The sequence below is a fragment of the Kribbella sp. NPDC051587 genome, from assembly GCF_044453945.1.
Classification (GTDB): domain Bacteria; phylum Actinomycetota; class Actinomycetes; order Propionibacteriales; family Kribbellaceae; genus Kribbella.
Genome location: NZ_JBITDE010000001.1, coordinates 1,147,305 through 1,169,774 on the forward strand (window position 1 = coordinate 1,147,305; position 22,470 = coordinate 1,169,774).

Annotated in this window: 18 protein-coding genes; 8 read left to right on the plus strand and 10 right to left on the minus strand. The window is 67.8% G+C overall.

Features of this window, described 5'->3' with window-relative positions:
• Positions 1-241: 241 nt before the first annotated feature.
• Complete coding sequence (locus ACIA49_RS05490) at positions 242-2,011, plus strand: acetyl/propionyl/methylcrotonyl-CoA carboxylase subunit alpha (RefSeq protein ID WP_396376036.1); 1,770 nt, start codon at positions 242-244, stop codon at positions 2,009-2,011.
• On the opposite strand, the gene ACIA49_RS05495 is transcribed toward ACIA49_RS05490, so the two are convergent.
• Entirely contained in the window at positions 2,008-2,394 is a 387-nt protein-coding gene (locus ACIA49_RS05495; RefSeq protein ID WP_396375890.1) for a hypothetical protein, read from the minus strand. The two genes, ACIA49_RS05490 and ACIA49_RS05495, sit on opposite strands and share 4 nt — an antisense overlap.
• A gap of 151 nt (positions 2,395-2,545) precedes the next feature.
• Here ACIA49_RS05495 and ACIA49_RS05500 point away from each other — a divergent pair, with 151 nt between their 5' ends.
• On the plus strand, positions 2,546-3,895 hold the full coding sequence (locus ACIA49_RS05500; protein WP_396375891.1) for a serine hydrolase domain-containing protein: 1,350 nt from the start codon (positions 2,546-2,548) through the stop codon (positions 3,893-3,895).
• Here ACIA49_RS05500 and ACIA49_RS05505 read toward each other — a convergent pair.
• Both ACIA49_RS05505 and ACIA49_RS05510 read right to left on the minus strand, forming a co-directional pair.
• A complete protein-coding gene (locus tag ACIA49_RS05505) occupies positions 3,885-4,565 on the minus strand; it encodes a hypothetical protein (protein ID WP_396375892.1) in 681 nt (226 codons plus the stop codon). The two genes, ACIA49_RS05500 and ACIA49_RS05505, sit on opposite strands and share 11 nt — an antisense overlap.
• Positions 4,566-4,712: 147 nt before the next feature.
• Positions 4,713-4,871, minus strand: coding sequence for a hypothetical protein (locus ACIA49_RS05510; RefSeq protein WP_396375893.1), 159 nt, complete (start codon positions 4,869-4,871; stop codon positions 4,713-4,715).
• Between the two features lie 183 nt (positions 4,872-5,054).
• On the opposite strand from ACIA49_RS05510, the gene ACIA49_RS05515 reads away from it, so the two are divergent.
• A complete protein-coding gene (locus ACIA49_RS05515; protein WP_396375894.1) occupies positions 5,055-5,921 on the plus strand; it encodes a peptidylprolyl isomerase in 867 nt (288 codons plus the stop codon).
• 75 nt (positions 5,922-5,996) lie between these two features.
• Here ACIA49_RS05515 and ACIA49_RS05520 read toward each other — a convergent pair whose 3' ends face one another.
• From ACIA49_RS05520 to ACIA49_RS05530, 3 genes are all read right to left on the minus strand, one after another.
• Positions 5,997-7,115: a glycoside hydrolase family 76 protein gene (locus ACIA49_RS05520; RefSeq protein WP_396375895.1), complete on the minus strand. Its 1,119-nt coding sequence runs from the start codon at positions 7,113-7,115 to the stop codon at positions 5,997-5,999.
• A 111-nt stretch (positions 7,116-7,226) separates the two neighbouring features.
• Positions 7,227-8,447, minus strand: a complete 1,221-nt coding sequence (locus ACIA49_RS05525; RefSeq protein ID WP_396375896.1) for a SpoIID/LytB domain-containing protein — start codon at positions 8,445-8,447, stop codon at positions 7,227-7,229.
• Positions 8,444-9,994 (minus strand): N-acetylmuramoyl-L-alanine amidase, encoded by a 1,551-nt coding sequence (locus ACIA49_RS05530; RefSeq protein ID WP_396375897.1) that lies wholly within the window; start codon positions 9,992-9,994, stop codon positions 8,444-8,446. The genes ACIA49_RS05525 and ACIA49_RS05530 overlap by 4 nt, the downstream gene beginning before the upstream one ends.
• 163 nt (positions 9,995-10,157) lie before the next feature.
• Here ACIA49_RS05530 and ACIA49_RS05535 point away from each other — a divergent pair, with 163 nt between their 5' ends.
• The 3 genes from ACIA49_RS05535 to ACIA49_RS05545 all read left to right on the plus strand — a co-directional run bounded on the left by ACIA49_RS05535 (position 10,158) and on the right by ACIA49_RS05545 (position 12,875).
• Positions 10,158-11,012 (plus strand): hypothetical protein, encoded by an 855-nt coding sequence (locus ACIA49_RS05535; protein WP_396375898.1) that lies wholly within the window; start codon positions 10,158-10,160, stop codon positions 11,010-11,012.
• A 482-nt stretch (positions 11,013-11,494) separates the two neighbouring features.
• Positions 11,495-12,190: a hypothetical protein gene (locus ACIA49_RS05540; RefSeq protein ID WP_396375899.1), complete on the plus strand. Its 696-nt coding sequence runs from the start codon at positions 11,495-11,497 to the stop codon at positions 12,188-12,190.
• A 1-nt stretch (position 12,191) separates the two neighbouring features.
• Entirely contained in the window at positions 12,192-12,875 is a 684-nt protein-coding gene (locus ACIA49_RS05545) for a hypothetical protein (RefSeq protein WP_396375900.1), read from the plus strand.
• Positions 12,876-12,916: 41 nt separating this feature from the next.
• Here the strand turns inward: ACIA49_RS05545 and ACIA49_RS05550 are convergent, their stop codons facing one another.
• Complete coding sequence (locus tag ACIA49_RS05550) at positions 12,917-17,008, minus strand: S8 family serine peptidase (RefSeq protein ID WP_396375901.1); 4,092 nt, start codon at positions 17,006-17,008, stop codon at positions 12,917-12,919.
• A 247-nt stretch (positions 17,009-17,255) separates the two neighbouring features.
• Entirely contained in the window at positions 17,256-18,635 is a 1,380-nt protein-coding gene (locus ACIA49_RS05555) for an NAD(P)H-quinone dehydrogenase (RefSeq protein ID WP_396375902.1), read from the minus strand.
• Between the two features lie 31 nt (positions 18,636-18,666).
• Here ACIA49_RS05555 and ACIA49_RS05560 point away from each other — a divergent pair, with 31 nt between their 5' ends.
• Together ACIA49_RS05560 and ACIA49_RS05565 are read left to right on the plus strand one after the other, a co-directional pair.
• Entirely contained in the window at positions 18,667-19,128 is a 462-nt protein-coding gene (locus tag ACIA49_RS05560; protein WP_396375903.1) for a gamma-glutamylcyclotransferase, read from the plus strand.
• Between the two features lie 120 nt (positions 19,129-19,248).
• Entirely contained in the window at positions 19,249-20,877 is a 1,629-nt protein-coding gene (locus ACIA49_RS05565; RefSeq protein WP_396375904.1) for a phospho-sugar mutase, read from the plus strand.
• A 12-nt stretch (positions 20,878-20,889) separates the two neighbouring features.
• Here ACIA49_RS05565 and ACIA49_RS05570 read toward each other — a convergent pair whose 3' ends face one another.
• A complete protein-coding gene (locus tag ACIA49_RS05570; protein ID WP_396375905.1) occupies positions 20,890-21,336 on the minus strand; it encodes a hypothetical protein in 447 nt (148 codons plus the stop codon).
• A gap of 168 nt (positions 21,337-21,504) precedes the next feature.
• Positions 21,505-22,428, minus strand: coding sequence for a neutral zinc metallopeptidase (locus ACIA49_RS05575; protein WP_396375906.1), 924 nt, complete (start codon positions 22,426-22,428; stop codon positions 21,505-21,507).
• Positions 22,429-22,470 lie beyond the last annotated feature (42 nt).

Consider the following 22,470-nt stretch of genomic DNA (forward strand, 5'->3'; position numbering starts at 1 on the left):
GCACACACTCCCAGGTCGAGGCTCCGGGGGAAGCCTATTCTCCGGCGGACCGCCAGCACCGTCCAACCTCCGCGCGACACACCCGGCCACGCTCAGCGCGGCGGCGATCCAGGCCGCCGAACCCGGTTGGTGGGTGGTGCAGGTCCGCGGACTGTGACGAACAACCTCCCCCAGGTCCAGAGTTTGGACTCTAGAGTGGCCCCAGGCTTGGAAGGAGTCGTCTGTGTCCGAGAGCAAGCAGATCACCAAGGTGCTGGTCGCCAACCGGGGCGAGATCGCGGTCCGGGTCGTCCGGGCGGCGGCCGACGCCGGGCTGGGCAGTGTCGCCGTGTACGCCGACCAGGACCGGGACGCGCTGTTCGTCCGGCTGGCCGACGAGGCGTACGCGCTGGACGGGTCGACCCCGGCCGACTCCTACCTGAACATCGCCAAGATCCTGGAACTGGCCGCCCGCTCCGGCGCGGACGCGGTGCACCCGGGGTACGGCTTCCTGGCCGAGAACGCCGAGTTCGCCCAGGCCGTCATCGACGCCGGGCTGATCTGGATCGGCCCGCCGCCGTCCGCGATCGACTCGCTCGGTGACAAGGTCAAGGCGCGGCACATCGCCGAGAAGGTCGGCGCGCCGCAGGTCCCCGGAACGCCGAACCCGGTGGCCGGCGCCGACGAGGTGGTCGCGTTCGCCCAGGAATACGGCCTGCCGATCGCGATCAAGGCGGCGTACGGCGGTGGCGGCCGCGGCATGAAGGTCGCCCGCACCCTGGAGGAGGTCCCGGAGCTGTTCGAGTCCGCGACCCGCGAGGCGGTCAGCGCGTTCGGTCGCGGCGAGTGCTTCGTCGAGCGCTACCTGGACAAGCCGCGGCACGTCGAGACCCAGTGCCTGGCCGATGCCCACGGCAACGTCGTGGTCGTCTCCACCCGGGACTGCTCGCTGCAGCGCCGCTACCAGAAGCTGGTCGAGGAGGCCCCCGCGCCGTTCCTCACCTCCGAGCAAATGGAAACGCTCTACACGTCGTCGAAGGCGATCCTGCGCGAGGCCGGGTACGTCGGCGCCGGGACCTGCGAGTTCCTGGTCGGCCAGGACGGACTGATCTCGTTCCTCGAGGTGAACACCCGCCTGCAGGTCGAGCACCCGGTGAGTGAAGAGGTCACCGGCCTCGACCTGGTCCGCGAGATGTTCCGGATCGCCAACGGTAAAGAGCTCGGGTACGACGACCCTGCCGTGAGCGGTCACTCGATCGAGTTCCGGATCAACGCCGAGGACGGCGGCCGCGGCTTCCTGCCCGCGCCCGGCACCCTGACCAAGTGGAAGCCCCCGAGCGGCCCGGGCGTCCGGATCGACGGCGGGTACGACGAGGGCGAGACCGTCCCCGGCGCCTTCGACTCGCTGGTCGCCAAGCTGATCGTCACCGGCCGCGACCGCACCCAGGCGCTCGAGCGGTCCCGCCGGGCGCTGCGTGAGTTCGTCGTCGAGGGCATGCCGACCGTGATCCCGTTCCACACCGCGGTCGTCTCGGACCCGGCGTACGTGGGCGACGACGGCTTCACCGTGCACACCCGCTGGATCGAGACCGAGTACGACAACCAGCTCACGCCGTACGACGGCCCGACCGCCGACGCGCCTGAGGACGCGGAGCGGGAGAAGGTCACCGTCGAGGTCGGCGGCAAGCGGCTCGAGGTCGCCCTGCCGGCCGGGTTCGGGGTCTCCGCCGGCGGTGCTGCCGCGGGCGCCGGCGCCGGCGCGAAGAAGAAGCCGGCCCGTCGGGCCGGCGGTTCGGGCAAGTCCGCGGCCGCCTCGGGTGACTCGCTGACGTCGCCGATGCAGGGCACGATCGTGAAGCTGGCCGTCGAGGAAGGCGCGACGGTCGCCGCCGGCGATCTGATCGTCGTCCTCGAGGCGATGAAGATGGAGCAGCCGCTGAACGCGCACAAGGCCGGCACCGTGACCGGCCTCACCGCCGAGGTCGGCGCCACCGTGTCGGCCGGCGCCGTCCTCTGCGAGATCAAGGACTAGTAGCTCAGGGTGCCCTTGACGACATAGCCACCGTTGCCGGTCACCGGTGAGAGCAGGACGATGAAGCACTCGCCCTTCTCGACGCCGGTGGCCAGCGTGTGGCTCGGGGCCTTCTTGGTGAAGTTCTGGACGTCGCCCAGGTCGGCTCCTTCACACCGCTCGACGAAGACCTTGGTGTTCTTCTCCAGGGTGGTCAGGTTCAGCTTGATGTCGCCGCCGGTGGCCACGTAGGTGCCACCGGTCGACCAGGCCTTGCTGTTGACCGTGACGAGGTGCTGGTAGGGCTGCGTCGTCTTCGCCTGGACCGGCGCCGCGTGCGCCGCCATCGGAACCACGGCCAGCGCTGCCACGCCCAGTGCCGCCCCGATCATTCGAACCTTCATGGTGAGCTCCCTTGGTATGGATACCGAGTATCTAGATACCCAGTATGCACAGCAGAGGGTCACCAGTCTTCCTCGTTTTCGTACTTGAACGGTGTTCAGATTCGAGTTATCGTTCACTGAACGGTGTTCAAGTCGAGGAAAGGTGAGGACGATGGAACTGCAGGAGTTCGTGGCCGCCAAGGCCGCCGAGCTGGGCGTGCCGGGCGCGGCGGTCGGCGTACTGATCGACGGCCAGGAGGTGTTCGCCGGCCACGGCGTGACGCGGATCGGCGGTGCCGAGGCGATCGACCGGGACACGCTCTTCCACATCGCGTCGGTCTCGAAGACCTTCACCGCGACCGCGCTGATGCGGCTCGTTGCCGAGGGCAAGGTCGAGCTCGATGCCCCGGTACGGCGTTATGTCCCGGACCTGCACCTGGTCGACGAGGACGTGGCTGAGCGGATCACGGTCCTGCAGCTGCTGAACCACACAGCCGGACTGGACTGGGGTGTGGCGGGTAGCTTCGACCTGACGCTGGCTGGGTTCGTCGAGAAGCTGGCCGAACTGCCGCTCATCGCCGAGCCGGGCGCACGGTCGTCGTACAGCCAGGCCGGGTTCAACCTGGCCGGCCGGATCATCGAGACCGTGACCGGCCTGCCGTACGAGAAGGCGATGACCCAGCTACTCTTCGAGCCGCTCGGTCTGACGAACACGGTCTTCGATCTGGACGACGTGATGATGCGGAAGTTTGCCGTCGGCTACAACCCGGACGAGCACGGCGTTCTCCAGCCGGCGACGCCCTGGAAGGCCTGGGCGGCCGGTGACCACGGCAACAATCCGGGCGGCGGCGTGGTGTCGACCGTGAGCGATCTGTTGCGGTGGGCAAGGTTCCACCTGGGCAGTGGTGACGGGCTGATGTCGGCCGCCGTACTGCACAGCATGCGCGACGAGACCATCGCGCTGCGGGCCAGCTCGCTCGGCGACGGACTGGGCGTCGGCTGGTTCCGGAAGACCATCGACGGGGTACTGACGATCGGCCACGGCGGTTCGGGAAACGGACAGTACGCCGACCTCCTCGTCGTACCGGCTGCTGGTTTTGCCGTTGTCTCGTTGACGAACTCCGGACCTGAGGGCTATCAACTCAACCAGGCCGTACTCCGATGGGCGCTCGAGCACTACCTCGGCCTGGTCGAGCGTGCGACTGAACCACTCCCGTACGACGATGCTCGCGCCCGCGAGTTGGCCGGTCGCTACCAGAACGAAGCGATGAACGTGGACTTCGTTGCCGACGGCACCGGAATCACCATCGCCGTCGAGATCAAACCGGAACTCCGGGCCGGCACCGACGCCGAGATGCCGCCGGACCTCGCGGCCGCGTCACTCGAACTCCTGCCGGACGACGAGTTCATCGTCACGGGTGGCGCGCTGGCGGGCCAGCGCGGCTACTTCACCCGCGGCACCGACGGCCGGATCACCGGCGGTGACCTGGCCGGCCGCCTCTTCGCCCGCGCTACCGCGTGACGTTCGCCGAGTAGGCATACCAAACCGTGGCCGACGACGCGACGTACGCGCGATACGCCCGGCTGCGGTTGGTGGTGATGGTGTAGGTCGCAGCGCCGGCCGAGTTCGGCACGACGTACCCAAGATCCTTCCAGGTCGAGGAACCCGGGTCCTTGGACTGGAAGAGCACCCGCCCGTGATGCCGCACGAACCCGTTGGTCTTGGCGCTGTAGTACGTCGGCCGCGCGGTCAACGTGGTCTTGGTCCCGACCCGACCAGCCGTCAACTTCACCGCCGCGCCGTACTTGGTCAGCGATTTGGCGGACCGCAACTCGGCGACCTTCCGCCCTTTCTCATCCTGCGCGTACCCATCGGGGTTCCACTGCATCGTCCGCCCCGAGTACGTCCCCTCAAGCGCGATCGAACACTCCGGATAGTGGTAGGTGCACGTCACCGATGCCGATGATCCGGGCAGTCCCTCCGCCTGGCCGATCCATCGGGCCTGGAACGTCGTCTTCGGGCATCCCGCACCCCACCCGAACGACACCAAGCTGTACTGACTGCTGATCGTCAGCTTCGCCGGCACCTCGAACCGGCACACCGGCGTCGCCGCCTGCGCCGTCGTCGCCTGCACCCCCACGACCCCCGAAGCAACCACGCCAATCGCCAACGCCAACGCACGACCCCGCATGAACCCTCCCCAGCCCGAACGAATCGCCGCAGCCTACCGGTCCACACCTCGACCACACATCACCTCGCTTATAGTCACCGGGTTCGGTGAGGGTGAGGAGCGGCACCGAAGATCGTCGCGCTGCTCGACGAGTTCGCCGTACCGGGATCACACCTGCAGGTCGCCGGACTCGACGAGGTCCGGCTGGGCGAATACAGCAGCCTTACAGCCGGTACGACGTACTGTGACCCGACGAACCGGGCAGAGCTCGAAGCGCTCGAGGCGGCCCGGCTCCGCGGGGAGACGGCGATCGGGTACCGGACGCATGCCGAATTCCACCAGTCCCCCGCCTACGGGGTGGTGCTGAATCCGGCTCCGGCCGCGGCGCTGACGCTCGGCGTGGCGGATCGGGTGATCGTGCTGGCTGATCACAGTTCAGGTGATTTAACAGACAGTTCTCAGGTTGAAGCTGTAAGTTCCCTGCAGACATCACGGTGAGGGAGGGTTTGCATGTCCAAGAGGACCCACGAGCAGCAGCTCGCGGCGCGGAAGGCCAAACGGCAGGCCGAGCGGCAGGCTGAGCGCGCGCGGCAGCGGCGGAATCTGGCCATCACGGTCACCGCGGTGGTCGCGGTCGTCGCCGTCCTGGTCGGAGTCTTCGTGATCTTCGGTCCGAAGGGCAACGACACCCCGGTCGCCGGGGACACGCCGTCGGTGGACGCGTCGGCCGGTCCGGACAACAAGCCGAAGAGCATCCCGACCGCGCTGGCCGCCGCGCCGAAGCGGGCGACCGCACTGCCCGCCGAGGTCAGCTGCAGCTACAAGAAGGGCGCGGAGCCGGCCAGCAAGAAGGTGAACCCGCCGGCCGACGGCAAGACCAAGGCGTCCGGTACGTCGAAGGTCAGCCTGAACACCTCGGTTGGTGACCTCCAGGTCACCCTGGACAGCGCGCTGGCCCCCTGCACGGTGAAGAACTTCCTGAGCCTCGTCGGCCAGAAGTACTTCGACAACACCTCCTGCCACCGCCTGACCGTCGGCGAGGGCCTGCAGGTCCTCCAGTGCGGCGACCCGAGCGGCAGCGGCAGCGGTGGCCCCGGCTACAGCTTCGCCGACGAGGTCTACCCGACCCTGAAGTACGGCCGCGGCATCCTCGCCATGGCCAACTCCGGCCCGAACACCAACGGCAGCCAGTTCTTCATCGTGTACGGCGACGCGTCCGGCCTCGGCCCGCAGTACACCGCCTTCGGCACCCTCGACGAGCCGAGCCTCAAACTCATCGACAAGGTCGCCCAAGCCGGCGTCAAGCCCCAGAACGGCCCCACCGACGGAGCCCCCATCACCCCCGTCAAGATCAACACCGCCACCGCAGCAGCCTGACCCGAACACCACCGCGCCGCCCGTCATCACGACGGGCGGCGCGCTGCGTTCTACCCCTTCGTCCGACCCACTTCGTCAGGCGAGGAGGTGGTATTTGGAGCGGGGCCAGGCGAGGAGGGCGTGGACCTGGGTGATGCCGGACTGTTGGAGGAGTTCGACGGTGCCCTCGCGGAACTTGTAGAGGTTGGTGGCGGGGTCGCGGGTGGTGTTCCAGTTGTCGTCGGCGTAGGCCTGCATGGCTTTGCGGTAGCGGGAGTCCGGGGCCACCGAGTCCAGGATCAGCAGGTTCTTGAACCAGATGGAGTTGAAGGCGGCGCCGTTCTTCGCCAGGATCTCGCGGGTGTTGTAGAAGGCGAGTGAGGCGTTCGCGACGGACTTGGCGTCCCGCAGGTAGCGGTGATCGCCGGTTGCCTTGTACAACAAGACGCCGGCCCCGAGCATCACGCCCTGGTTGTAGCTCCACTGCGTCTTCTCGATGTTGCCGGCCAGGTCGATGTGGTCCCAGTAGAGACCGTTCGGCGCGAGCATGCAGTCCTGCGCCCACTGGTACATCCGCTTGGCCCAGGTCAGGTACGACCGGTCCCGCGTCAGCAGGTACAGGTGCGCACCGAGCTCGGCACCCGGTCCGTTCGAGACCGTGTTCCGGTCCTGGCTCCACGGCGCCTGGGTCCAGTAGACGCCACCGGCGCACGGATGCGCGGGATCGGTGTCCCACCCGTGCACGACCAGCGCGAAGATGTCCTTGGCCCGGGCGAGCGACGTACGGTCGCCGGTGCGTTGGTAGTTCTGGATCAGGTTCAGCCCGATCCATTCGTTGTCGTCGTAGAACTTGTCGCCGCCACCTCCGAGCGGCGGGCGCACGTAGGAGTCGTACCCCTTCGGCGTCGTCGTCGCATTCCAGTACGACGCGTAGGCGTCGAGCCGTCGTTGTGCCTCGGCCGACGCCTTGCGGCCGGACCCCGGGATCCCGGCGATGTCCTCGGCCGCGATCACGGCCTGCGAGTACGGCCAGACGTACGAGTACGGGTTGGTCTGCTGGTTCGGGTACTCCTCGCGCAGCAGCCCCTGCCCCGCGTCGAAGTACTTGTTGATCGCGTCGTACGACGCCTTGGCGCGCGCCGCCGGACTGGTCACGGCGCTGGCGCCCGACGTCGACAGCGACCCCACGACCGCGACCGCCACCAGGCCGGCCACGATCCGAGTTGATATACCCAATTTCCTGCGCATCGACCGGCTCCTCTGTGGGCGGTGACGGATGACATCGATGTCATGTTCTAACCGTCGCAGGGAGATCTCGTCAATGGCTCAGCGACCGAGCCTCTTGTCCGGCGCAGTTGACATATCAAGTGGCGCCACCGGGAACGCGATCCACGCCGACTTCAGATGCAGCCGTCCACGCAACTGATCAGCGCTGAGTTCACGCCGCCCTTTCGACCCGACCGCCTCGACCCGCGCCGCGCGTCCACCGCTCGGCCCGACACCGGTCCGAGTGATCACCCGGAGCGAGCGGAGCGTCCCGACGTCGAACACCGCCTGGATCTCGGCCGTCTTCCGCGTCACCGTCCACGTGACGTTCGGATTCCCGTTGCCGGGATAAGCATCCCAGCTGTCCACCTTCATCACCTGGTACGGGACCTGACCGGCCGCGGTCGCCCCGCCGTTCGACGACGAGAACTCGGCGATGATCGGCTTGCCCTTGTAGAGCCGCACCTGACCGGCCGTCGCGGTGATCGCCGCGTTCGTCGCGCTCTTCTCGTCCTCGTAGCCGCCATAGACCTGGCAGGCGATCGTGTCGCAGAGATCGTAGGCACGCTTGGCACTACGACCCCGATGGAACACCGAATAGGTGCGCGCAGCAACCGCCTGCGCCTGCAGCGCGGCCGGACGCCAACTGGACAAGGCTTCTCGCGGTACGACGCCCCGGAGGTAGTACTCGAGGGAGACCACGTTCACCGTGTCGAGATGCTTGCCCGGGACATCGATCGCCCGCAGTCCGCCGCGATACCGCCGTACCGCACCGGACGGCAGGATGAGGCTCGTCAGCACGGGACCCTCGAACTGCGACATCGAGGTGAACGTCTTCCAGAGTGTCCACTTGCGGGTCTTGGTGTTGTACGAACTGACCTTCGTGCCGTGCTCGCCGTTCGGATCGATCGACCACTGGTTCCTGGTCGATGCCGTGGGCAACGTAGAGAGCTTGTCCTTGGCCAGGTCGCGAACCCGGAGATTCCTGACCGCGGCCACCCGGATACCGTCGGTCGTGTCGGCGCTGATCCGGACCCGGATCCGGCCGGTCGCCTTCCCTACCGTCGTGCCCGGGTAATAGAAGTCGAGGATCTGCTTCGCCGACTTCCCGGCCAGCGCGGCGCCCTGAGCGCCGTACTGGGACATGCCGCGACCGTGGCCGAAGCCGCGGCCGCTGATCGAGGTGTTCGTGCCGGCGGTCGGCTCGAACTCCCGGGCCTCAGCGGTCGCGCTGATCACGGTGGATGCGATGACGACGGCGGCGATGGCCCGCTTCTTCATGAGGCACTCCGGTATTGGACGAGGACGCTACGGGTGTGCGCGTGATAGGTCAGCCAGCCGCGTTGGTACTTCTGCCGCAGGCCGCCCTTCACCTTGTAGATATCGGTCATCGGCAGGCCGAGCCGGGAACGCTCCGCGCCGATCGCGACGTACTTGCGGTAGATCATGCCGGTCACCGGGCGGACGCCGTACGGCTTGGTCCAGTAGAAGCCGCCGTCGCGGAACGACTGCACGCGCGTCCCGCCGACCCGGCCGTTGTGGACCTCGGATGTCGGCAGGCCGAGACCGGTGTCGGGACCGAGGCGGCGGTAGCGCTGCCGGAAGACGCCCGCTGTCGAGTGTGCGCCGGTGGAGACGGAGTAGAAGATGTCGCGGGTGGCGAACTGCGTCGTCCAGCCGGTGCGCGTTCGGTGTTCACCCCAGAACGGTTGCCCGAGGCTCCGAAATCCGATCGTCTTCGCGAATCGGTAGATCGGGGTGGAGACCGTGCCACCCATCAGTTTCAGCACTCGTTGCTTCAGCCAAGGAAGCTTGGCGTACAGCTGCTTTCCTGGGCAGTCGGTCGCCTTGGTGTCGCGGTGACCGGAGATGGTGTTCACCCGGTGCCGGGCGAGCACGATACTCGAGGTCGGCGAACGGTAGTTGGCGTCGAGCTTCCACGCGATCACCCGAGCCGTTGCCTCTAGCATCGAAGCGGGTGGCGCGGCCTTGTCGAAGTTGCCGATCAGCGAGACGCCGAACGAGTTGCTGTTGAACGACTCCGTGTGCGCGCCGAGGACGGGCAGCTGGGCGCCGCCGTACCGGCCCTCGAACGCGCGACCGAAGCGGTCGACGAGGAAGTTGTAGCCGATGTCGCACCAGCCGCGGCCCTTCACGTGGTACGCGTACGTCGCGCGCAGCATCGCCGGGACCTGCGCGCGGGTGTAGCCGTTGCGATCGGCGGTGTGGTGGACGAACGCGGCCAGCACGGTCTTCGTGTACTTGGGCTTCGTGCAGCCCTTGTTGACCGCGCGCAGCCGTTCGTCGGCACCCCAGCGCTTGCGGCTCCAGACGTTCGGCATCGGGTACGGCGTTCTGCTCGCGGCCGGCTCGATGTCTTGGGTGGCTGGCGATTCGGCGCTGTCGCCGGGGAGCACGCCGGGCTGGATCAGAGTGACCTTCGCACCCTTGATCGTCGTACCGGCGGCATCGGTCGCAGTGGCTTGGATGCCGCTCGCGTCGCCGACCCACAGCGGTTCGGTACCGGGGTTGCCCTCCGGGGTGTCGGGGCCGTGGCCGTCCTCGACCTGCAGGGGCTGCCAGTCGGTCCACTTGTCGCCCTGCTTGATCCGGACCTTGGCGCGAACGTTCCGTACGCCGCTCGGCCAGGTGACACCGACCATTGCGAACGGCGTGGTCTCGGCGGCCACCGACGGCCCGGTGATCGCGATCTCCTGGTACGTCGCCTCGGCCGGATCGTCGGCGTACCGATCAGGTGCGAGCAGGTGTGGCGTGACCAGCGAGAGGCCGGTCACCGAGAGCGTGAGAAGTCGGAGGGTCTTGCTCATCGAACAGCCTTCCAACGCAGGGCAATGCGGTCGCTGGGCGGCGGTAATCGATTATGCGCGCTGCGTGACGGCAATCCGGGGATTGGGTCACCCTGCGTGGCGTGCCGGGTTGGCGAGGTTCGGTAGGCTCGCCGTAAAGCCCCCATTTTTGAAGAGGCCCGACATGGAATACATCCTGATCATCGCTGTCGTGGTGATCGCGGTGCTGGCATATCGCTCGTACCGTCGGACCCAGCTGCAGTCCAAGAAGCAGCACGAGATCACCGCGGCCGAGCTCGAGTCGGTCAAGCGGACCGCCGACGAGGACATCACCCGGTTCGGCGAGGAGCTGCAGGACCTCGATCTGGAGATGGTCGGCAAGGACCTCGGCGACGGCGCGCGGCAGGACTACCAGCGCGCGCTCGACTCCTACGAGTCGGCCAAGCAGGCCGTCGCGCAGGTCACCGAGGCCGAGCAGATCAAGCACGTCATCGAGATCCTCGAGGACGGCCGCTACGCCTCGGCCTGCGTCCGCGCCCGGGTGAACGGCGAGGCCCTGCCGCAGCGTCGTCCGTCCTGCTTCTTCAACCCCCAGCACGGCCCCTCGGTCGTCGACGTGATGTGGTCGCCGCCCGGCGGCGCACCCCGTGAGGTTCCCGCCTGCGCCGCCGACGCCGAGCGCGTCCGCGCCGGCGCCGAGCCTGACGTCCGCAAGGTCATGGTCGGCCCGCAGCGCGTCCCGTACTGGGAGGCCGGCCCGGCCTACTCGCCGTACGCCCAAGGCATGTTCGGCGCCCTCGGCGGCGTCATGACCGGCATGTTCCTCGGCACCATGCTCGGCGGCATGTTCGCCGGCGGCGGCTACGGCGACTTCGCCGGCGGCGACATGGGTGGCGACTTCGGCGGTGGTGACTTCGGCGGGGGCGACATGACCAACGAAGGCATGGAAGGCCTCGGCGGCAGCGAAGGCGGCGACTCCGGTGGCTGGGACTTCGGCGACTTCGGCGGCGGCGGCGACTTCGGCGGCGGCGACTTCTAACCCGTCTGCTCTCAGAGCCCCGGCAACCACCACGGTTGCCGGGGTTTTCCTTTCCCCAGCCGTCATCCCCGGCCAGCCTCCCCCGTGAACATTTGAGGGGATCTCCCCTGAAGTTGTCCCTTCTCCCCTCGAAATCTCAGCGGAGAAGGGACAACCTCAACGGATATCCAGTGAAATTTGCTGGTGGGTGGAGTTGGGCCCAGCCGCCGCGCGGTCCTTCGTGGGCGATCGGCCAGCCCAGCAGGCGCTCGTAAAACCTGGCCAGTTCGCGGGCGCGTCCTGGTTCTGCTGAGATCGTGACTGCTCCGACCTGCATCCGTGGTCGCTCCATGCGGTGACCTTACGCACGGTTCTGACCCACCTCAATGGGCCGCACTTTGCATCAACGTGCAACGGGATTCGACAGACAGCAGCAACACCCGAGCGGTATTCTCCGCCTGCGCGGCCGTGGGGTGACGGTCGCCTTTCCCAAGGAGAACCTCATGCGTTACCGCACGCTGCTGCTGGCCGCCAGCGTCCTCGCTTCCGGCCTGGTGATCGGCCCGATCACTGCCGAGGCTGCACCGCAGGCGATCACCGCTCACTGCTCGTGGATGCTTCCGGCCAATCTGACGCTGCGTGCGCCGCGCCAGGACATCTGGGTCAAGAAGGGCCCCGACTGCCCGAAGACCGCGAACTCGGCGATGTGGATGGGCCGGACCCCGGCCGGCACTTCCGTCTACGGCGCGGGGTTCGGCGTCGACGGAGGCGGCTGGATGGACATCGCCTCCACCGCGCCCTGCGGTCAGACACTGATCTGGACCGGCTGGGAGGACGGTTACGCGCACGACGCGAACAACCGGCCGGTGGCGGTCCTGCGCTCCGCGAAGACGCTGACCAAATGCGGCGCCGCCGTCCAGGTCAGCGGTGTCCGGAAGGGCACCAAGACGACGCTCTTCGCGCGTGCGACCTACTACAACGAGAAGACCGGCAAGTTCGCTCGTCACCACGGCCGCGTGCTCTTCCAGAAGCGCGACCTCGGCTCCAGCACGTGGACCGATCTCGGGTGGGCGTACCCGAACGCGACCACCGGCGCCGCGTCGTACGCGATCACCACCAACCGCAGCCGCGACTACCGCGTCTTCGTCCCCTCCGGCAAGACCGTGACGTACGCCTACTCGGCAACGAAGAGAGTTTGAGATGAACAAACGAAGCATCGCGGTCGCCATCGCGGTCATCGCGTCAGGGGTTGTTGTCGGCCAGCAGTCCGCCGGTGCTGCGCCACAGGCGTTGCCGACGTGCACTTTGCCGGTGCCGGCCAAGCTGGTCATCAACTCGCCGGACAGTTACCTCTACAGTCTCAAGCTCGGCGGCGGCTGCCCCAAGACGGTCCAGGACACGACCTGGTGGGCGGTGCGCCCGGACGGCACCTACAACTTCGGCGTCGGTGGGCCCTGGGACAGCGTCACCATCTGGATCAACCGGACGCCGATCGGAGTCACCACCCGGTGGACGCCGGAAGGCTACGGTCGCGACAGTGCCGGCCACAACGTCGCCCGGCTGCTGCCCGCCACCTCGACGACGAAATGCGCAGCGGCCATCGGACTGACCGGCGTGCGGAGCGGCACGAAGACCACCGTTTACGCGCGAGCCAGCTACTACAACACCAAGACCAACGCGTTCACGCGCCACCACGGCCGCGTTCTCTTCCAGAAGCGTGACGTGGGCTCCAGCACCTGGACCGATCTCGGGTGGGCCTACCCGAACGCGAAGACCGGTGCGGCGTCGTTCACGATCACCACCAATCGCAGCCGCGACTACCGCGTCTATGTGCCGTCCAGCAGTACCGTCTGGTACGCCTACTCCGCCACCAAGCGGGTATGAAAAAGCCCCGGGCCTTTAGGGGCCCGGGGCAACCTTTCGGATTATCTGGTGATCTTGATGGGGACCGACAAGGCTGAGGGAGCCGTGGTCGGGCCTAGGAGGAGTTCGCCGGTGTAGGTCTGGCCCGGCGTCATGGGCTTGTTGTAGGTGACGTGCAGGGTGACTGGGGTGTTGGCGGCGACCGGGCCGGTCGGGAGGCCGGAGACGGTCAGGTCGTTGCCTTGGACGGCGTTGACGTTGAAGGTGAAGGACGGCGTACCGGCGACGGCGAAGCCGTGCACCCAGATCTGGTAGTTGCCGTCGGGCGGGCTGACCAGGTCGACCGACTCGTTCGCCGTACCGCCGGCGGAGGAGGCGACGATCTCGGACGGCGAGAAGACGCCGTCGTTGTTGGCGTCGCGGAGGACGTAGAGGTCGAGGTCGTTGCCGGCCATCGCGGTGCTGACGCTCAAGCGGGAGGCGTGGTTCAGGGTGATGTTCCGCTTGAAGGTCGACGAGGCCGGGTCGTCCGGGTTGTCCTGGTGAGCGGTTTCGGTCGTCGTACTGGGCTGGCTGAGACCGAAGGCCGAGGCCTTCAGGCCGTCCAGCGCGACGCTCGACTCGAACTTCACGTCGAACCCACCGCTGTCCGAGGTCGCGGTCTGTACGACGGATGCCGGGGCCACCGATGCGCTACCGACGTCGACCTTGAACGGGGCGTTGAACTTGTCGCCCTGCCAGCTAACCTGGTGCAGCGCGAACGCCTGCAGGCCTTCCTGCGCCGGTGCGGTGACCACGTCGGCCGGTCCCCCGGTCGCCGTGTCGAAGCGCCAGACACCAGCGCGCACGTTGGTGTTCGGACTCTTCCCGACCGTGTTCAGTGTGTACGGCGCTCCGAACACCGAGTCGGGCAGCACCGCGAAGTGGTTCTGCGATCTCCCCATGATCAACGTGTCGAGGTCGGTCGCCGGGCCGGCGTCCTTCCATGACGTGTTGACCAGGAACTTGGTGCCCTCGGTCGGTGTCTTGGGCACGTCCAGGTAGAAGAACCGCCAGTCACCGGATTCGGCTCGCCAGGTCCAGTCGTTGGCGCCGAACACGGACCCGTTGTTGTAGGTGTAGTTCTGTTGCGCCCGGGCCACGTCCTCACCACCGAAGGTGGTTGCCCCGGTCAACTTCCCCGAGGCGTCCTGCGCCGCCTTCGCCGCGACCGCGACCGAGACCGGCACGACCATCGAGTCCGAGCCACGGTTGAGGACGACAGCGCCCGAGTACATCCCGTACGGCGTCTTCGCCGGCACCTTGATCGACGCCGTGAACGAACCGGTGGTGTATCGCGGTGTGCTGATCCACTTCCAGTCGCTGTTCTTGTACCAGTCGATCGAGATCGTGAAGTGGGTCACCGGGATCGACGCGTTCTTCGCGGAGTGCTGCAGGCCCAGGAACAGGCCGTCGGCCATCCGTGCCGCCGGGTCGCGCACCAGGGACTGCAGAGCGTTCGCCCCGGCCCGGTGGTACATGAACCGGCCGTACTCGCCCTGCTCCATCTCGGACTTTGCGAAGTCGAGGTCCAGGAAGCCGTCGATGTTCGAGCTGGTCGTCTTGTCGGTGTGGTTGACGACGCCGTTGTGGTCCTTGTCGGTCCACAGCTTGCCGTCGTGGTTGACGTCGGTCCAGTTGTACGTGAGCAACCGCCACGCCTGGTCCTCGGTGAGGTTCTTGTCACCGTCGAACTCGTCGCGCGGATACTCGACCTTGATCAGCATCAGGTCCGCATCACGATGCTTCTTCACCCGCGAGGTGAGGTCGAGCAGATAGTCCGGAGCGTTGAAGTTCCCCGTACTCTCCTGCTTCAGATCCTTGCTGGTAAAGGAGAACGTGTCGTTCGCCGTCCGGACGAGCTGCCGGTCGCTGACCTGCCAGACGCCCGGACCCTTCACCGTGAACTTCTGCGAGTCCGTCCCGCCCGGTGCGATCACGTTCGCGAACGCCGGGTACTCCGTCCCGCGGTAGTCACCGACCCGCCAGTCGGACGGCGACACCACGGCCCGGCGACCGAAGGCACTCGCCACGGCCTTGCCGGCGTCGATCGACCCCGAGCCCTGCACGTTGGCGTCGTACCCGAGGTCCTTCGACGAGGTCTTCAGGATGTCCTTGGCGGTCTTGTAGAAGCCGGCCGGCAGGTTGGTGCCGTGCGCCTTCTCGTAGGCCTGGTAGATCAGCGCGGTCGCGCCGGCTGCCACCGGGGTCGAGCGGCTGGTGCCACCCCACGTGGTCCAGGCGTCCCGTCCGTCGAGGATCGTGTTCAGCGTCGCGTCACCCGGCGCATAGGCGCCGTCGGCAACGACATCGACGCCGTTGGCACCGTTCGACTGGAAGCCGCGGTTCGACCACTCGACCACGTCGTTGTCCTCGATCTGCTTGGTGCGCACGATCGAGTCCCAACCGGTCGCACCGAACTGCGTGGACGCACCGACCGCGATACCGGCGGTCGGCGACGAGCCCGTCGTACCGAATCCCGGGGCTCCGTTACCGGTCGAGAACAGCGGCGTCGTCTTCTGGCCGTTGTGGATGACGTCGGCTTCCTGGCTGGCCGCGTCCCAGCCGTCGTTGTCGACGGTGGACTGGCCGTAGGAGTTCGATGTGACGTCGACGCCCTGACGGGTGGACAGCAGGTACCCGAACTGGGTGGAGAAGTCGAAGCCCATGTAGATGTCGCCGAACGGCGCCAGCTTGGCGTGCGGCGCGCCACCGAGGACGGCACCGGCGTACTTGCCACCGGGGATGTCCTTGAAGACGGGCGCCTTGCCGTTGATCACGGCCTGCCCGACGATGTTCGACGCGGTCAGCGTGCCGTGCCCCTCGATCTGCGGATCGAAGTCACCCGTCCACGCCAGCAGCTTGCCCGGCCCGTACGACGTGTCGTGGACCCCGAACGCGTCGAGGCCACCGGGGATCTCGGTCTTGCCGTCGGAGACGTAGTACAGCAGGCCGCCGGACAGGTCGGTGTAGCCGTCGCCGTTCATGTCCCGGTACGACGCCGGCGAAGCCTTGGTCACCGGCTTCTCGTCAGCGAACGAGTGGTCGTCGTCCAGGTCGACGTAGACCGTGTCGTAGACACCAGCCGTGTGCGGGTCGGTGACCAGGTACGCCGGACGCTCGCCGTACAGCTGCAGCAGGTAGTCGTCGGGGTGGCTGCCGAGCAGCACCTTGCCGGACTTGCTCCAGGACGCCGGGAAGTCGTACGTGTGCTGGTTGGTACCGGTCGGCGCGGCGAAGTTCCGCGACGGACCGGTCTTGGTCGCCAAGTCGACCGCGCAGGCGCTGCCGGACTTGGCGCAGGTCGCCTCGGTGCTCGACGTGTACCACGACAGGCCCTGCTCGACCTGGTCCGGAGCGAACAGCCACTGCTGGACGCCGTACGGGTCGAAGGCCTTCGGCCAGCCGTTCCACCCCGCCTTGGTCCCGGTCTGACCAGTCCAGGTCTGCCAGGTGTTCAGCAGGTCCGGGTGGCCGAAGTCCGTACCACCATCGAGGACTCCGACGGTGATGCCCTGACCGGTGATGCCGGCGTTCCAGGCCCCGGTGAAGTCGTGGGTCTTGGCGTCCAGCAGGTTCTGCTTGCGCAGCTTCTCGAAGTTCGAGCCGCGCGGCGCAGGCGCCTGGTCGTACGGCACCTCGCTCGTCGTCAGCTTGGCCCGGGCGGCCTGCTTCTCGGCCTGCGTCGGAGCCTTGTGCAGTTCCGGGTCGGGGTCGCTCAGCGGCTGCCCGGTCTTCCCGAGCTCCACCGGCCGCACCGACACCACGCCCTTCGCGGCGGCCAGCTTGGGCAGGGCCTGCACCGGGATCGACCCGAGCACGATCCCGTTGTCACCGGACCCGGCCACGTGCACGTTGTCCAGCACGGCCTCGGCCGCGGCCGGATCGCCTTGCACGGTCGCGAACACCGGCACCGCCGCGGTCTCACCCTTCTTGACCTTGGCCTCGAGCTTCGGATCCAGCTTCGCCAGTAACGCGTCGGCCGCCGTCTTCACCTGCAACGGACCAGCCGGCGGATCAGCCTGGGTGGCAGCCCGTACCGGCGCCGACACCGACGCCAGGACCAGAGCCGCCACCGCCGTCGCGGCAGCACCACGCGACACACGTCGTCTCATGCATTCCCCTCCGGACACGCGAGCGATCCCCCGACCATTCACCAGGAATGTAAGCCCGCCCGGACCCGCGCAAAAGCGATTGGGTGCAGCCGATTCGTGCAGTTTCCGCGCAGCGGTAACTATTCGTGTCCAATACAAATAACCCCGCGACGACCCGCCGCCGATTTCTCCCGGAACGCCGCCGAAGACCCCGATCACGCAGAGTCAGCGCCGTGAACGAAGGTTTACCCCTGTTTTTCTTCCAGGATCAGCTCCGCAGGTGCAGGCGGCGAGCCGCCTCGGCGATGGAGCCGGTGACGGAGGGGTAGACGGTGAAGGAGGCGGCGACCTGGTCGACCGTGAGGCGGGCGGCGACGGCCAGGGCGATGGGGTGGATGAGCTCGGAGGCGCGCGGTGCCACCACCACGCCGCCGACGATGATTCCGGTGTTCGGCAGGCAGAAGAGCTTCACGAAACCGTCGCGAACGCCCTGCATCTTGGCGCGGGCGTTGTCGGACAGCGGCACCTTGACGACCATCGCCGTACTGCCACCGGCGTCGACCGTCGCCTGGGTGAGGCCGACCGTGGCGATCTCTGGCGCGGTGAAGACGTTGGCCGAGACGGTGGACTGGTCCAGCGGGGCGACGGCGTCGCCGAGGGCGTGGGCCATCGCGATCCGGCCCTGCATGGCGGCCACCGAGGCCAGCATCAGTACGCCGGTGCAGTCGCCGGCCGCGTAGACGCCGCGGGCCGTGGTCCGGGAGACCCGGTCGACCTGGACGAAGCCGCCGTCGGTCAGCGACACGCCCGACTCGATCAAGCCCATTTCGTCGGTATTCGGCAGCGAACCGACCGCCAGCAGAGCGTGCGAACCCTCGACCGTCCGGCCGTCGGTCAGGGTGACGACGACACCGTCGCCGACCCGCTTGACCGACTCGGCCCGGGACTTGCTCAGCACGGTCAGGCCACGCCGCTTGAAGACGTCCTCCAGTACGGCGGCCGCATCCGCGTCCTCACCCGGGAGAACCCGATCGCGGGACGAGACCAGGACCACGTCGCTACCGAGAGCGTCGTACGCGCTGGCGAACTCCGCACCGGTGACACCGGACCCGACGACGATCAGCCGCTCGGGCAGGTGGTCGAGCTCGTAGACCTGCTCCCAGGTCAGGATCCGCTCGCCGTCCGGCTCGGAGCCCTTGAGCACGCGAGGCCTTGCACCAGTGGCGATCAGGACCACGTCGGCGGGCAGCCGCTCGTCGCCGACCACCACCGTCTCCGGCCCGTCGAGCCGGCCGCGACCCTTCACGATCCGGATCTTGTCGGAGTCGAGCCGCCGCTCGATGCCCTCCGACTGGGCCGTCGCCAGCGCCTTGACCCGCCGGTTCACGACCGCCAGATCGACCCGGACGGAGTTGGCCGGGTCGTCGTCGCCGTCGTCGACCCGGAGGCCGAGCTCACCCGCCTCCTCCACCTCGGTCATCACCTCGGCGGTGGCGATCAGCGTCTTGCTCGGAACACAGTCGGTCAGGACCGCGGAACCGCCGATTCCGTCGGAATCGACGACCGTCACCTCCGCTCCCAATTGGGCGGCCGCACTCGCCGCTTCGTACCCACCTGGACCGCCACCGATGATCACAACTCGCGCCACGAGAGGCCATTGTTCCGTATCCTGATTTCTCGTGACCCTGTACGCCGCGTTTGCGTCGAATCTGGACCCGAACCTGATGGCCGAGCGGTGCCCGTACTCGCCGCTGCGCGGGACCGGCTGGATCGCCGGCTGGCGCCTGACCTTCGGCGGCGAGGAGCTCGGCTGGGAGGGCTCGATGGCGACCGTCGTCGAGGACCCGTCCGACCCCGCCAACCAGGTCTTCGTGGCGCTCTACGACGTCCACCCCAAGGACATCGAGCGCCTGGACGAGTGGGAGTGGATCGACCAGGGCGTCTACCGCAAGATCCAGGTCCGGGTGCAGACCCTGGACGGCGAGCAGCTGGCCTGGATGTACGTCCTGAACGCCTACGAGGGCGGTCTCCCCTCGGCGCGCTACCTCGGCATCCTCGCCGAGGCCGCCGAAGCCGCCGGTGCCCCCGACGACTACGTCGCCGAGCTCCGCTCCCGCCCCTGCCAGTCCTCCGGGCATTAGGCGGACCGCCCCCACTCACCAACCTCCGATCGCCGACGGCGCCTACGCTCAGCCGGGCGCCGACACGGGGGCTCCGCGTGAGTTGGTGAGTGTCAGCGGTCCGCCCGTTAATCTGCCTTGGTGACCGATGAGCTGCGTGCCGCCGCCGAAGCCTGGCTGAGCGAAGACCCTGACCCCGACACCCGCGCCGAGCTGCAGGCGCTGCTGGCGGCGGGTGACACCGTTGAGCTGGCGGACCGGTTCGCCGGGACGCTGGAGTTCGGTACGGCGGGCCTGCGGGGAGCCGTTGGTGCCGGGCCGAACCGGATGAACCGGGTCGTGGTGATCCGCGCCGCGGCCGGGCTGGCGGCGTACCTGAAGGCGAACGGGCTGACCGACGGCCCGGTCCTGATCGGGTACGACGCCCGGCACAAGTCCGATGTGTTCGCACAGGACACGGCCGCCGTGGTCCGTGGCGCCGGGCTGGACGCCGTACTGCTGGACCGGCACACGCCGACCCCGGTGATCGCGTTCGGGATCCGCCACCTCAAGGCGGTCGCGGGTGTCGTCGTGACGGCCTCGCACAACCCGCCGCAGGACAACGGCTACAAGGTGTACCTCGGCGACGGTTCGCAGATCGTGCCGCCCGCGGACGCCGAGATCGCGGCCGCCATCGCCGCGGTCGGCCCGCTGGAGTCCGTGCCGCGCGGCGACGACTGGCAGACGGCCGGCGACGACCTCCTGAACGCCTACCTGGACCGCATTGCCGAGCTGGTCCCGGCTGACGCACCTCGCGAGCTGAACGTGGCTTACACGCCCCTCCACGGTGTCGGCCGGATCCTGGCCGAGGACGCGGTCGCGCGGGCCGGGTTCGCCGTACCGTCGGTGGTCGCCTCCCAGGCCGATCCCGACCCGGACTTCCCGACCGTGAGCTTCCCCAACCCGGAAGAGCCCGGCGCGATCGACGCAGCTCTGGAGCTGGCGCGCGAGATCAACGCCGACATCGCCGTCGCGAACGACCCCGACGCGGATCGCTGTGCGGTCGCCATACCGGGTCCTGATGGCTGGCGGATGCTGCGCGGCGACGAACTGGGCGCGTTGCTCGGCGAGTTCCTGCTCTCCAGCAGCCCGAACGGGGTCGCTGCCTGCTCAATCGTTTCGTCGTCGTTGCTCGGCAAGATCGCGACGGCCTACGGCGTCCGGTACGTCGAGACGCTGACCGGCTTCAAGTGGATCGGCCGGGTACCGGAGTTGGTCTTCGGCTACGAGGAGGCGCTCGGGTACTGCGTCGACCCGACGGCGGTGAAGGACAAGGACGGCGTCTCGACGCTGGTCCGGGTGCTGGAGATGGCGGCCCGGGCGAAGGCCGAGGGGCGAACGCTGCTCGACCTGCTCGACGATCTCGCCAACAAGTACGGACTGCACGCCACCGACCAGCTGTCGATGCGGGTCGAGGACCTGAGCCTCATCCAGACCGCGATGGCGAACCTGCGCGCCACTCCCCCGACCACGCTGGGCACGCACAGCGTCGTACAGACCGATGATCTGGCGGCAGGTTCGGAGGCGCTGCCGCCGACGGACGGCCTTCGGTACACGTTGTCCGAAGGCGCCCGTGTCGTCGTGCGTCCGTCCGGCACCGAGCCGAAGCTCAAGTGCTACCTCGAGGTCGTCATCCCGGTACAGAACGGGGATGTCGCCGCGGCGCGAGTCGCCGCGGCCAAGGACCTCGAGGGAATCAAGCAGGCACTCTCCACGGCCTTGGGGCTGTAGGAGAAGGAACTCTCAGTGCGCCGCGGCGGCTTCGGCCTGCTCGGTGCGCAGGGAGGCCTGCAGCGACGAGTGCAGGATGCGCAGGGTGCTGGTCGACTGCATCAGCGCGTCCCGCTCGTCGGGGTTCCGACTCGCCAGGCTGGTGATGTCGTTGATGGCCGCGTCGATCCGGCTGATCCGGTCGGCGACCGAACCCTCCTGGCTGCTGGCCCGGCGGATCGCCTCGGACGTGACCGTCCAGACGTCCTCCTTGTCGTTGGTCCGCCGCGACATGTCGACCATCTGGCTCAGTGCGGCCAGGTCGCTGCCGATCTGGGTCCGCTCCGCCGGATCGGCGATCCCGGCGGTCGCCTGGCGCAGCCGGGTGACATGCCCGGACAGCTCCGACCAGGTGGCCCGACCGCTCTTGATCTTGTCCAGCACCTTCGCGTACTCGGTGTTGAACTCGTCGTAGTTCACTGTCCTTGACTCCTGCCGTTCGACCGTTCGACTCAGAACTGTAGGGCGTGCGGATCCGAAACAAGTAACCACACGATCGCAGATCGTGTGGTTGTCGCCAAAACGCAACAGCCGCCTGGTACGGCAACGCGTACCAGGCGGCTGAGTTACGTACGAATCAGTCGGAACTTACGACACCCGCGACGGCGCCGATTCGTAGGTGTTGCAGCGGGCCGCGGTCGTGGTCGAGCTGGTCGCGTAGAAACCGTGCTCCGACCACCAGCCGTGGTTGGCCATCGAGCCGTGGTCACGCGGGTAGCCCTTCTGGTCACCCGAGTGCTGCACCAGCCAGCGCCACTCGTTGTAGAGCGCGCCGGTCATCGGGTAGAAGCGCCGGTTCGCACCGATGTACGCCGACCCCAGGCAGGAGGCCTGCAGCTCCCGGCGACGGTTCTCCTCCAGCTTGGCGGCGTTGGTCTTCATCGCCCGCTGGCGCCACCAGGACGCGTCCATGATGCCGGTCTGCTCCTGGATGTGATGGCCGTACTCGTGCGCCATCGTGTTGGTCGCGTAGACCCGCGCGTACGTCGAGTTCTGCTTCCACAGGCTGACGACGACGTTCGCCGGGAAGTAGATGTTGTTCTCGCAGTAGAAGGCCCGCGTCAGCGTGATGGTGCCGCACAGGGTCTTGGCGGTCTTGGCGGTGGTGATGTGCAGCTTCGGCGCCGCCGTGGACTTCGCGCCGGCCGCCTTCAGGATCGGCTTCCAGGCGGCGTACAGGCACTTGTAGACCTGGTTGCTGTACTGCGTCACACCGGCCACCGTGCGCATGGAGACGTTGACCTCCTTGCACCGCGAGGCCGGGATCGGGCCGGTCTTGTAGAGCTTGTTGTAGCGAACGATCTGCAGCGCCGACGAACCGGTGTAGCCGGCCTTCGCCGTGGGCGCGGTGCCCTGGACGTCGGCCGCCGAGCCGGCGGACTCGCCGACGACCGGGGCCGGACGGACGTCGGCCGGTGCGGCCTGCACGTTGACCGGGGCAACGATCGCCAGGCCGGTCAGCGCAGCGACGCCGGCCAGACCACGGCGGGTGGTACGGGAGAGGTTGACCATGTGCTCCACTCTCGAAGTTCAGGGGACTGTCGGTGCCCATCC